Source organism: Gordonia sp. i37, assembly GCF_002043085.1.
Classification (GTDB): domain Bacteria; phylum Actinomycetota; class Actinomycetes; order Mycobacteriales; family Mycobacteriaceae; genus Gordonia; species Gordonia polyisoprenivorans.
In genome coordinates this window covers 1-12239 of record NZ_MVPX01000186.1, presented here as the reverse complement: position 1 = coordinate 12239, position 12239 = coordinate 1, and the positions used below count along the sequence as shown (strand labels likewise).

Sequence of the window (12239 nt, the reverse complement as noted above, 5' to 3'; positions counted from 1 at the left end):
AGATGCGTTCCTCATCACCGGCGCCCCGACGCCGTACGACGAGCAGCATCGCGCCCGTGTCCGCAAATCCCTGACACTGATGGCGTTCCGTGTCCCGGCTCTGATCATCGCGGGCATCGTGTACTCGTCGACCGGTTCGGGCTGGTGGGCGCTGGCCATCATCGCCGCATCGATCCCGCTGCCGTGGGTGGCGGTGCTGATCGCCAACGACCGGCCTCCGCGCAAGCGCGGGGAGGTTCCGCATTACCTGTACGGCTCCGATCACTCCGTCGTCGGCCCGGCTCCCCTCGGAACCACAGCCCGGACGGTCGATTCGACCTCTTCGGAGACACCGCCCGGGACCTGAATCGTGTTCCACGGATTCACCGATCTCAGCAACTTCTCAGAACCACGGCCGGCGAGGTGGGGATATCAGCAGGTCAGCATGGTGACCGAAAGGTAAGGAACTCCGGCGTCGGGAACTATCGGCGTCGGTGCGGCGTTGGACCTTCTGAATGCACTCAAGTCAGGAGGCCGGAATGTCACGCTCCACCGTTGCTCGCTCCACCACCCCCACCACCGATTACTCCGCCGAGCCCACCACCTCCACTCGTCCTGCCATGACAGAGCAGGATCTCGACGCCCAATCGCCCGCCGCCGACCTCGTCCGGGTCTATCTCAACGGCATCGGCCGCACCGCGCTGCTCAACGCCGAACAAGAGGTCGATCTCGCCAAGCAGATCGAGGCGGGCCTGTACGCCAAGCATGTCCTGGCCACCCGTAAGCGTTTGAGTGCCGCCAAGAAGCGCGACCTCAACACCGTCGTCCGTGAGGGCGAGGCAGCGCGTGCCCATCTCCTCGAGGCCAACCTGCGTCTGGTGGTCTCGCTGGCCAAGCGCTACACCGGTCGCGGTATGCCGTTGCTCGACCTCATCCAGGAGGGCAACCTCGGCCTGATCCGCGCCATGGAGAAGTTCGACTACGCCAAGGGATTCAAGTTCTCGACGTATGCCACCTGGTGGATTCGTCAGGCCATCACCCGCGGCATGGCCGATCAGAGCCGCACCATCCGGCTACCCGTCCATCTCGTGGAGCAGGTCAACAAGATCGCCCGCATCAAGCGCGAGCTGCATCAGCAGCTCGGCCGCGAGGCGACCGACGACGAGCTGGCCAACGAGTCGGGCATTCCCGCCGAGAAGATCGCCGATCTCCTCGACCACAGCCGCGATCCGGTGAGTCTGGACATGCCGGTCGGCAGCGACGAAGAGGCCCCGCTGGGCGACTTCATCGAGGATGCCGAGGCGACCTCGGCCGAGAACGCGGTCATCGCGGGTCTGCTGCACTCGGACGTGCGTGCCGTTCTCGCCACGCTCGACGAGCGTGAACAGCAGGTCATCCGCATGCGCTACGGCCTCGACGACGGTCAACCGCGCACGCTCGACCAGATCGGCCGGATGTTCGGACTCTCCCGTGAGCGTGTCCGGCAGATCGAGCGCGAGGTGATGGGCAAACTGCGTCAGGGCGATCGCGCCGAACGCCTGCGCGCCTACGCCAGCTGACTCGCGGCCATCCGTCAGCTCATTTCGGCCTAGCTGAGCCTCCTCGGTCCGGTGTCCCTCCTCGAGGGCACCGGACCGATGCGTATCCGGGCATTGAGAATCGCAGCGCCGTCGGGCGAGACCAGGATCGGATCACAGGTGACCTCCCGGATCTCCGGGATGTCCTCGACGAGGGTCGAGATGCGTTGCAGGATGTCGACGAGAGCGGATTTGTCGGCGGGGCGCTCACCGCGGAATCCGTCGAGCAGCGGCGCCGAGCGAGGCGCATCGATGAGATCGGCGGCGTCTCGATCCGACAGTGGCACCGCCCGGTACGCACGATCGCCCAGAAGTTCAAAGGTGCTGCCGGACAAGCCGAATGAGATCAGCGGCCCGAATGACGGGTCATCGCGCATGGTGATGACGGTCCCCACCCCCTTGGGCGCCATCTTCTGCACGTGCAGGACGCCATCGCCGGTCAGTTCGGTCAGTTCGGCGAACGCCGTCACCACCGCGGTGGGATCGGGGAGATCCAGCCGCGCACCCTCGCGGTCGAGACGGCCCCGCCAGCCCGGTGAGGTGGCCTTGACCGCCACCGGAAAACCCAGCTCGCGGGCGGCGGCACTGGCCTCGTGCATCGTCCGTACCTCGCGGAACGCCACGACATCGATGCCGTACCAGGTCAGCAGCCGGGCCGCGGCGACCTCGTTCAGCAGCCGACCGGTCGGCTCGGCATCGGGGGTGTTCTCGTCCGGTGAGGTGCGCTCCCCGTCGGTGGTCTCGAGGCCGGCCATCTCCTCCCGGACGAACATGCGGGCGGCTTCGGGATCGACGTCGGCGGGCCGGATGACGGTCGGCTCGGGCCGGGCGCGCCAGCGCGCATACTGCCACGCGTTGGCCAGCGCGGACGCCGCGCGTTCGGGGCTGCCGTAGGACGGTATCGATCCCCGCTCCGGCAGGCCGTTCGGGCCGGGACGCATGAGTCCGGGCGGGATGCCCTCGACCGCCAGGAACGTCGTCACGATGGGCTTGGCCGCATCGGCGTCCGGGGTGTTGGCCGCGGCCATCAGTGCGCGCGCGTGCCAGTCGGCGTCAACCGCCACCGGCGGCACGAACACCACGATGATCGCGTCGACCTGGTCGTCGGCCATCGCCGCGGCCACTGCCGACTCGAACTCCTCCTCCGACGCGCCGGCCCCGATGTCGACGGTGCCGATCACGTCCAGACCACCGTTGCGGGCGGTGTCGGCCGCGAGGCTGCCGAGTACCGAGGAGTTGCCGATGATCCGGGTGCGCGGCCCGCGCGGCAGCGGCTGATAGGCGAATATCGTTGCGCAGTCGAACAACTCCGGGATGGTGTCGACCTGGATCACGCCGGCCTGCTCGAGCACCATCTGCGCGATTCGGTCGTCGAGGGTGGCCGCGGCCGATCGGGCGGCACGCACCGCGGTCAGCGCCCCTTTGCCGGACTTGACCGCCACGATGGGTTTGGTCCGCGAGACGCGACGCGCGATGCGCGAGAACTTCCGCGGGTTACCGAAACTCTCCAGATAGAGCAGCACCACATCGGTCGCGGTGTCGGTGTCCCAGTACTGCAACAGATCGTTGCCGGAGACGTCGGCGCGGTTACCCGCCGAGACGAAGGTCGACAAACCGATCTGACGCCGCGCGGCGGTGTCGAGGATGGCGATGCCCAGCGCACCGGACTGACAGAAGAAGCCGACCCGCCCGGCGGCGGGGATTCGTGGTGCCAATGTCGCGTTGAGTGCGACCTGTGGGTCGTTGTTGGCGACGCCGAGGGCGTTGGGCCCGACCAGACGCATGCCGTGTTCGCGCACCTGCTCGAGCAGGCGCCGCTCACTGGCCAGGCCCGCCTCACCGGCCTCACCGAACCCCGACGACACGATGACCAGGGTGCGCACGCCCTTGACGAGGCAGTCGTCGAGGACGTCGTCGACGACTGCTGCGGGTACGGCGACGACTGCGAGGTCCACGGGATCCGGGATGTCGCGCACCGTCTCGTAAGCACGAATACCCCGCACCGACGGTGGCCGCTGCCGGTCACGCAGACGCGGATTGCCATGCGCCACCGGATGTCCCACCACGTGGTGACCGGCCGCGCCATCGGCGTGCGCCTGCTCGTCGGTGTCGTCACCGTGGTGTCCGGGCCCGTTGACCGGGAACACCGGTCCGGCGAATCCGCCGGCGATGATGTTGGCCAACAGGGCGTTGCCGACCTTCTTCGGATCGGTGGATGCACCGATCACCGCCACCGACATGGGTCGCAGCAGATTGGCGACGCTGCGCGCCTCGGACGCACGTTCGCGGGCGTTGCGCACCGACAGCAACGCCTCGGTCGGGTCGATGGTGAACTCGACGTGAACCGTCGCGCCGTCGAAGGCGCGCGAGATCTGGTATCCGGCATCGCGGAACACCGCGACCATGTTCGGGTTCTCGCTGAGCACCTCCGCCTCGAATCGGGTGAAGCCGTTCTCCGCGGCGGCGCCGGCGAGGTGTTCGAGAAGGATCGGCCCCAGTCCGCGTCCCTGATGCGCGTCGGCGACGACGAAGGCGACCTCGGCCGATTCGGGTTTGCCGTCGGCGGCGAGGCCCTCGTAGATGCCGATCGCGATGAACTCACCACCGAGCACGGCGACCAGCGCCACCCGCTGCTGGTGATCGACCGTGGTCATCCGAACCACCTCGCGCGGCGGCAGCGTCGGGGTGGGGCCGAAGTACCGCATGTAGCGGGTGCGTTCGCTCAGCCCGGCATGAAACCGGACGACGCGATCGGCGTCGTCGGGGACGATCGGCCGGAGATGCACCACGCCACCGTCGGAGGCCAGGACGTCGGCGATCCAGTGCCGCGGGTAATCCCAGGGCCCGCGCGGGACCGGCCCCTCCACCGTGCGCGCTCCCGCGGTGGTGTCGGCGTCGACGTCCGACTGCCCTGCGTCGTCCGAGGTGGGTTGCTCAGTCACGCGGATCCTCCGGGTCGAGTCCGTGCAGCGGGAAGACCGCCTTGCGGGTGGCCATGATGGCTCGATCGGTCTGTCGCAGCGCCGACTCGTCGACACCGGGCGGTGCTTCCTGACCGGTGTCGCCGTCCCAGGCGACATAACCGACGTCGCCGTCGTCGCTCATCGTGCCCACCGGTGCCGCCGAATACTCCGAGTAGATCGTGCCCGCGACCTCGGTGGCGGTCTCACACCATTGCTCACCGATGGTGGTCTCGACGGGGATGTCGCGGTCGAGGACCACGCCGAGCAGGTGCGTCCAACTGCGCGGTACGACGTTGACCACGCCGTAGCCCCCGCCACCGACCGCGATCCACCGTCCCTCACAGTACTTTTCGGCGAGGTCACGCATGGCGATCATCGCCGCGCGTTGTCCGTCGACGGTCAGTGCCAGATCGGTCAGCGGGTCGGCGCGGTGACTGTCCGCACCGCACTGGCTGATCAGGATCTGTGGTGCGAACTCGGCGATCATCGATGGCACCACCGCATGAAACCCTCTCAGCCACAACCGGTCCGGGGTGTTCGGCATGAACGGCAGATTCACCGCGGTGCCGTGTGCATCCTCCTCACCGATCTCGGTCGGCCAACCGGTGCCGGGCCACAGGGTGGCCGGATGCTGGTGCAGCGAGATGGTCATGACACGCGGGTCGGCGACGAACTCGGCCTGCACCCCGTCACCGTGGTGGGCGTCGATGTCGATGTAGGCGATGCGGTCGTAGCCGTGGTCGAGCAACCACCGGATGGCGACCGAACAGTCGTTGTAGATACAGAACCCCGCGGCCCGCGATCGCATGGCATGGTGCATGCCGCCGCCGATGTTGACCGCCCGGCGCACCGATCCCGATGCGACGGCCTGCGCGGCGGCGAGCGTCCCACCGACGAGCAGCCGAGCGGCTTCGTGCATCCCGTCGAAGACGGGATTGTCGGCGTCACCGAGTCCGAACAGCCGCGCCAGCAACGGCCCGGACAACGACGCGGTGCCCGATCCGACGGCCCGCACGGCATCGATGTAGTCGCGGGAGTGCACCGGGATCAGCGCGTCGTCGTCGATCTGCAACGGGTCGGCGAGGTCGACGTCGTCGAGTACCCCGAGACTGCGCGCCAACGACATCGTCAACGCCAGACGCACGGGGTTCATCGGGTGGGAGTGCGCCCACCGGTAGGACAGGAAGTCCTCACTCCAGATCACCGCTGCACTCATCGAGGACTCCACTGACTCGGCACGGATTTCAGGCTAGTGGGTCCGACGCCCGCCCGGTGCGGATCGGCACGGGGGCGACGACGCTCACACCGACGACACTCACCGAGGAGCCGACGACGCCACGCGGGTGTTCCGGGGCGCTCGACGACTTCGCCGATGCCGGTGCTGGTCAAGGTACCCTTGGTGACGACGAAGGGACTGCGGACAGTGAACGATCTGGTTGACACCACCGAGATGTACCTGCGGACGATCTACGACCTCGAAGAAGAGGGGATCGTCCCACTGCGTGCTCGTATCGCCGAGCGTCTCGATCAGAGCGGACCGACGGTGTCACAGACGGTGGCGCGCATGGAACGCGACGGGCTGTTGCGGGTCGCGGGGGACCGCCACCTCGAACTCACCGACAAGGGCCGCGGTCTCGCGATCGCCGTCATGCGTAAGCACCGGCTGGCCGAACGACTGCTCGTCGACGTCATCGGGATGCCCTGGGACCAGGTGCACGACGAGGCCTGCCGCTGGGAGCACGTGATGAGCGAGAACGTCGAACGACGTCTGCTGGCGGTGCTCGACAACCCCACCACCTCGCCCTACGGAAACCCGATTCCCGGCCTCGAGGCGCTCGGCGCCGAGGCCGCGACCGCCATCGACACCGCGACCCGACTCTCCGATCTCCCGCAGGGCGACCCGGTCGCGGTGATCGTGCGCCGCGTCGCCGAGCACGCCCAGTCCGATCGCGAGTTGATCTCCGATCTGCGTGAAGCCGGGGTCGTCCCCAACGCCCGGGTGACGGTGACCTGCACCCCGCAGCGCGTCGAGGTCGACACCCCGGGTCACGAGGGTTTGGTCCTCTCCGCGGAAATGGCGCACTCGATCTTCGTCGAGAAGGTCTGACCGAGATTCCCTGACCGACGGCGACGCGCACCACCACGCCGCTCGGGCGGCACTGTTGGGCCACGGTTCGGCGGCCCGGCCGGTCAGCCGACGGCACGCAGTGTTGCTCGGGGGATCACCACCCCGAGATCGGTGGCGATGCCATAGGACTCGTCGATCATCTCCCAGAGCAGTGAGGGTGTCGCGCCGCCGCGCAACGCCTGGTCGAGCAGGGTCGCCAGTTTCCACCCGGGGTCGGCGGCCAACGCGCAGTCGAGCGCGACACCCGCGAACGCCCCCTCCCCGCCGATGTAGTGCAGATGCGCGAGAAGTGTTGCGGCACTGGCACGTCCGGTACCTCGCAATCGGCGGGTGAGTGTGCGCCACAGGTTTTCCGCGTCTGCTCTCAGGTCGGTGACCGCGCAGGCGAGTGCGGCGTCGCGCACCGGGAGGGTGGTGATCGCGCGGTGCAGCACCGTCATGGTCGCGCAGTCGGGGACGCCCGGCGCCTGCATCGCGCGGAGAACGGCGCGCAACAACTCGCCGTTTCGCCCTTCTCGGGGTTCGATACCACCGTCGGATTCGATACCGGCCAGAGCCGGACGGGTCGCCCGCTCCCCTCGCGGTGGTGCCAACCGCAGCTCGGTTCGCGCCGAGACCGGCTGCACCGCAATGGATTCGGTGCAGATCGGGGAATCGCTGCTCGGGAATCCGCATTTCAGGGAGTCACAGTGCGTGGAGTCACAGTGCGGCAGCGGGGTGAGCATCGCGGCCATCTCCGATCGATCGCCCAATATCCGTCGACCTGTCGACACCGCCTCGGCGACGGCGGTCGGCGAGGTGTAGGGATCGGCCATGGTTCCACTGGCCGGTCGGCCGCCCACCCCGGCTACTGTCGGACCGGCGCAGCGTCTCCAGATCAGTTGCCAGGGCGCATGCCGCTCGAAGGCGGTGACGACGAAACCCTGTGCGAGACCACCGGAATCGGCGAGGCAGTCGTCGGCCAGGGAGAACACCTGACGGTAGCGGTCATCGTGGGGCGAATATCGGTCGTCGGCGATCACCGCGAGCACCGGTCCCCCGCCGTGTCGGCGGACGATGTGCCCGAAACTCTCGGCGACGACGAGCAGTTCGTCGGTGGCGCGCCCGTCCGGCGTCAGCGACAGGTCGTAGCGCATGGCAACCCGCACACTGTTCGGGGACTGGAGAACGACGACGATCAGCGAGCGGCTCGGGATGAATCCGAGGAGCGCGGGGACCGCACTGAGCAAGGTGGTCGCATCGATGGGTGAGGGCGGTGTCTGTGGCGTCATGCGCTGATCGTGGTCGTCGGCGCCGGCCGGTCCCCGTCGGTCCAGACCGCTACGGACCGGTGATCCCCCGATCGCCGCTCGTCCACAACCGTCGGCACGCACCGAGGTCAGAAGGCAGCAGCCACCGCTTTGGTGAACAGCGCGTCGAGACTCCGGGCGGCCGACGGGTCGATGGCGCCGTCACCGGCCCATCGGTACTGCGCGTACACGCGGACGTCATCGCGTTGTCCGAGCAGCGTCAGACTGCTCGTGGCGGCGGAATGGGAGAGGTCACCGGTGAACACGGTGCGCTGCAAGGCGGCGGTGTCGACCCCGGTCGGTGCCGGCGGAGCCGGCTGAATCCGGGTCGCCATGATGCTGCCGGCCCGCTGCCCACCGGTACGGGTCTCCGGGCACCGACCGGCTTGGGCGAGTAGTGCGGCGAGCCCGTCGTGCACGCGGGCGATCGCGGAGGTGTACGACGTCGATCCCGAGGCCACGATCACCGAGGTGACGACGGCACCGGCGGCCGATGGAGCCGGGGGTGCGCAATCGACCGGATAGGCCACCGCCGGATCGTTACCGCTCACTCCGGCCAGGGCGAACGGCACCGCCGTCTCGGGGACCCGAGTCGCACCCGGAACCGGGAAGTCGGCAGGGAGCACCGCACGATCGGAGAGGTCCGCGGCCGAGTTGCCCACCGCCTGACCATCCGTCGTACAACCGGCGAAGAGCAGGGCCGCACAGACTGACATACCCGTAAGTCGGGGCAGAACACCGACCACAGCGACATGCCGGCGCCGTGACGAACGGCGCGCTCGGCGATGAGGTGTCATGGGTTCCCGCGATGGGTCGTCATGGGAATCGTCATCATGGGAATCACTGTGCCACTCGTCGACCGGAGCACAGCGCACACACGGCGGGAATCGCCGCCCGGCGACAATGGTTGTAGTGGCGGAGACGGTGCGAGAACCGTCTGCGATACGGCGCCGAGCTGCGGAATTGGTCTGCAGCGGCGCAGATGCGAGACAATGGTGGTTCACGCCCACGCTCACCTGGGGCGACGGGCCACATCGAGGAGGATTGACATGGACGAGCGGACCGCCGACGACGGCTCGCGCGACGATGCCTCGCGCGGTGACGGCTCGCTGTACGAGCTGGCCTTTCCCGCGCCCGCCATGGGACGCCACGACACGGGTCCGGTGCTGATCCACGCTCTCGACGGCTTCGCCGACGCGGGCCATGCGGTGGCGCTGGCCGCAGCTCATCTGCGCAACAGTCTGGAGTCCGATCTGGTCGCGACCTTCGACACCGATGAGCTGATGGACTACCGCTCCCGCCGTCCGATGGTCGACTTCAGCGGAGAGACCTTCACCGGTGTGGCGATGCCGACGCTGACCCTGCATGCTGTCCGCGACGCGAACGATCGACCGTTCTTGCTGCTGTCCGGCTCGGAGCCGGACCTGCGGTGGGAGAAGTTCACCGAGGCCGTGCGGCGCTTGGCCGACCGTTTCGGAGTCACCGACGTCGTCGGGCTCAATGCCATCCCGATGGCCGTTCCACACACCCGACCGGCATCGATCACCGCCCACGGCAGCGATCCCGACATCCTCGGCGACCTGCCACGATGGGGTACCGCGATGAAACTGCCGGCCAGCGCCTCGATGCTGCTCGAACTGCGGCTGGGACAGGGTGGACGTCGCGCCTCGGGGCTATCGGTGCACGTGCCGCATTATCTGTCGCAGACCGACTACCCCGCTGCCGCATCCCGACTGCTGACGGCAGTGACAGCGATCACCGGCCTCGACCTGCCCGTCGCCGCCCTCGACACCGCGGCCGAGCGGGTCCGCGAACAAGTCGACACAGAGGTCTCGGGCAACGCCGAGATCGAGACGGTGGTGACAGCGCTCGAGCAGCAATACGACGCATTCCAGCAGGCACAGACCGAGCGGGCGTCGCTGCTGGCCACCGAGGAATCCCTGCCCAGCGGCGACGAACTCGGTGCCGAACTCGAACGCTTCCTCGCAGACCTGCATCAGGGTGACGGCAATCCCGGCAGTGGTGATCAGCCGGGAAGTGGCGATGATCCCGACGACGGCACCGGTGGTCGGCCATTTCCGATCTGAGCCGACCCGACCCGGGCGACGCCGCCCGGGTCGCCGACCCGGATGTGCGCTCTCCCACCCCGCTGACCCCTGCCCCGCCGCTGACCCCGACCGCCGACGAGGACGCCGCGTTCGAGGAGTTCACCGAGTGGTGGGCGGGCCGTGGCATCGCGTTCTACCCGCATCAGGAGGACGCGCTCCTCGAGCTGGTGTCGGGGAACAACGTCATCCTCGCCACGCCGACCGGGTCGGGCAAGTCGTTGGTGGCCTCCGGGGCAATCCATTTCGCTCGCTGTCGTGGCCGGCGTGCCTTCTACACCGCCCCGATCAAGGCGCTGGTGAGCGAGAAGTTCTTCGACCTGTGTGAGCAGTTCGGCGCCGAGCACGTCGGGTTGCTGACCGGCGACGCCGCGGTCAACGCCGACGCCCCCATCATCTGCGCGACCGCCGAGATCGTCGCCAACCTCGCGCTGCGCGACGGCCCCGACAGCGACATCGGGGTGCTCGTCGCCGACGAGTTCCACTTCTACGGCGAACGCGACCGGGGGTGGGCTTGGCAGGTACCGCTCATCGAGCTCCCCCACACGCAGTTCCTGCTGATGTCGGCGACGCTGGGCGATGTCACCTTCTTCGTCGACGATCTGCGCCGCCGCACGGGCCGGGACACCGTCGCCATCACCGGGACACAACGCCCGGTACCGCTGGAGTACGCGTATGCGATGACGCCGATCCATGAGACCATCGAGGACCTCATCGATCGCGGACGGTCCCCGATCTACGTCGTGCACTTCACCCAGGCCGCGGCGGTCGAGCGCGCGCAGGCACTGTTGTCGGCGCGGATCTGTGACAAAGCCGAGCGCGCCGAGATCGCGGACGCCATCGGCGATTTCCGGTTCTCCACCGGATTCGGCTCCACCTTGTCGAAGCTGCTGCGGGCCGGGATCGGGGTACATCACGCGGGCATGCTGCCCAGATACCGGCGCCTCGTCGAACGTCTGGCCCAGCGTGGTCTGCTCAAGGTCGTCGCGGGCACCGACACGCTCGGGGTCGGGATCAATGTCCCGATCCGGACCGTGTTGTTCGCCGGACTCAGCAAATACGACGGCACCCGGGTGCGGCGATTGCGGGCCAGGGAATTCCACCAGATCGCCGGACGTGCCGGTCGCGCCGGATTCGACACGATCGGTTATGTCGTCGCCCAGGCACCCGAACACGACGTGGAGAACGCGCGAGCGGTCAGCAAGGCCGGTGACGACCCGAAGAAGCTCCGCAAGATCGTCCGCAAGAAGCCCCCGGAGGGATTCGTCTCCTGGGGCGAGAAAACCTTCCTGCAACTCGCCGAGGCCCCCGACGAGCCGCTGCGTTCGCACTTGCAGATGACCACCGCGATGCTCATGGAGGTCCTCGGCCGGCCCGGCGACTGTTTCGCGGCCACCCGGCACCTCCTCGAGGACAACCACGAGCCCCGCGATCGACAACTGCGTCATATCCGGCACACCATCGCCCTCTACCGCGATCTGCGCAACGCCGGCATCGTCGTCCAGCTCGACCGGCCGGACGCCGAGGGCAGACACGTGGCGCTGTCGGTGGACATGCCGGAGAACTTCGCGCTGACCAATCCGTTGTCGGCGTTCGCGCTCGCCGCGTTCGAACTCCTCGACCCGGACTCGTCGACGTACGCCCTCGACGTGGTGTCGATCCTCGAGTCGACGCTCGAGGATCCGCGGCCGTTGTTGCTCGCGCAGCGCAAGGTCGCCCGCGACGCCGCGATCGCGGAGATGAAGGCCGACGGCATCGAATACGAGGAGCGGATGTCGCGGCTGGAGGAGATCACCTGGCCCCGGCCCCTCGCCGAGGAGATCTCCTATGCCTTCGACGTCTACCGCCGGGGCCATCCGTGGGTGTCGTCGTTCCCCCCGAAACCGAAGTCGGTCCTGCGCGAGATGCTCGAGCGGGCGATGACCTTCACCGAGCTGATCTCCGCTTATGGCCTCGCCCGCAGCGAGGGCATCGTGCTGCGCTACCTCTCGGACTGTTATCGAGCTCTGCGACAAGGACTTCCGCTCGCCGTGGCGACCGAGGAGATCGAGGATATCACCGACCGCGTCGGCGCGATGATCCGCGACGTGGACTCCAGCCTGCTCGACGAGTGGGAAGAGCTCGCCCACGCCGTGGCCACCAACCAGGCCTGATCGCCGGCGCGGTCAGACCGGGATCGCCTGCGCGGCGATCCGCAC

Annotated in this window: 9 protein-coding genes; 5 read left to right on the top strand and 4 right to left on the bottom strand. The window is 68.2% G+C overall.

Going from position 1 to position 12239, the window contains the following annotated elements; all coding sequences use genetic code 11:
• On the top strand, nucleotides 1-346 hold a 346-nt coding region (locus tag B1964_RS09010), incomplete at its 5' end, for a DUF3099 domain-containing protein (RefSeq protein WP_079929540.1).
• 253 nt (nucleotides 347-599) lie between these two features.
• Entirely contained in the window at nucleotides 600-1538 is a 939-nt protein-coding gene (locus B1964_RS09005; RefSeq protein WP_253193934.1) for a sigma-70 family RNA polymerase sigma factor, read from the top strand.
• A 29-nt stretch (nucleotides 1539-1567) separates the two neighbouring features.
• On the opposite strand, the gene B1964_RS09000 is transcribed toward B1964_RS09005, so the two are convergent.
• Nucleotides 1568-4423 carry a bifunctional GNAT family N-acetyltransferase/acetate--CoA ligase family protein gene (locus tag B1964_RS09000; RefSeq protein WP_253193933.1) on the bottom strand — a complete coding sequence of 952 codons (2856 nt, stop codon included), beginning with the start codon at nucleotides 4421-4423 and terminating at the stop codon, nucleotides 1568-1570.
• 67 nt (nucleotides 4424-4490) lie between these two features.
• Nucleotides 4491-5735 carry an acetoin utilization protein AcuC gene (locus B1964_RS08995; protein WP_079929544.1) on the bottom strand — a complete coding sequence of 415 codons (1245 nt, stop codon included), beginning with the start codon at nucleotides 5733-5735 and terminating at the stop codon, nucleotides 4491-4493.
• Nucleotides 5736-5942: 207 nt separating this feature from the next.
• Here B1964_RS08995 and B1964_RS08990 point away from each other — a divergent pair, with 207 nt between their 5' ends.
• On the top strand, nucleotides 5943-6626 hold the full coding sequence (locus B1964_RS08990; protein WP_079929543.1) for a metal-dependent transcriptional regulator: 684 nt from the start codon (nucleotides 5943-5945) through the stop codon (nucleotides 6624-6626).
• A gap of 83 nt (nucleotides 6627-6709) precedes the next feature.
• Here B1964_RS08990 and B1964_RS08985 read toward each other — a convergent pair whose 3' ends face one another.
• Both B1964_RS08985 and B1964_RS08980 read right to left on the bottom strand, forming a co-directional pair.
• Nucleotides 6710-7918, bottom strand: coding sequence for a DUF4192 domain-containing protein (locus B1964_RS08985; RefSeq protein WP_079929542.1), 1209 nt, complete (start codon nucleotides 7916-7918; stop codon nucleotides 6710-6712).
• Nucleotides 7919-8025: 107 nt separating this feature from the next.
• Nucleotides 8026-8598: a hypothetical protein gene (locus B1964_RS08980; protein WP_079929541.1), complete on the bottom strand. Its 573-nt coding sequence runs from the start codon at nucleotides 8596-8598 to the stop codon at nucleotides 8026-8028.
• Nucleotides 8599-8985: 387 nt separating this feature from the next.
• On the opposite strand from B1964_RS08980, the gene B1964_RS08975 reads away from it, so the two are divergent.
• Nucleotides 8986-10023, top strand: a complete 1038-nt coding sequence (locus B1964_RS08975) for a PAC2 family protein (RefSeq protein ID WP_006371158.1) — start codon at nucleotides 8986-8988, stop codon at nucleotides 10021-10023.
• A 44-nt stretch (nucleotides 10024-10067) separates the two neighbouring features.
• Nucleotides 10068-12194 carry a DUF3516 domain-containing protein gene (locus tag B1964_RS08970; RefSeq protein WP_079929538.1) on the top strand — a complete coding sequence of 709 codons (2127 nt, stop codon included), beginning with the start codon at nucleotides 10068-10070 and terminating at the stop codon, nucleotides 12192-12194.
• Nucleotides 12195-12239: the final 45 nt, after the last annotated feature.

Bases quoted from the DNA above. Each gene is read 5' to 3' on its own strand.
- B1964_RS09005 (WP_253193934.1), top strand. From the start codon at position 600: ATGACAGAGCAGGATCTCGACGCCCAATCGCCCGCCGCCGACCTCGTC.
- B1964_RS08995 (WP_079929544.1), bottom strand. From the start codon at position 5,735: ATGAGTGCAGCGGTGATCTGGAGTGAGGACTTCCTGTCCTACCGGTGG.
- B1964_RS08985 (WP_079929542.1), bottom strand. From the start codon at position 7,918: ATGACGCCACAGACACCGCCCTCACCCATCGATGCGACCACCTTGCTC.
- B1964_RS08975 (WP_006371158.1), top strand. From the start codon at position 8,986: ATGGACGAGCGGACCGCCGACGACGGCTCGCGCGACGATGCCTCGCGC.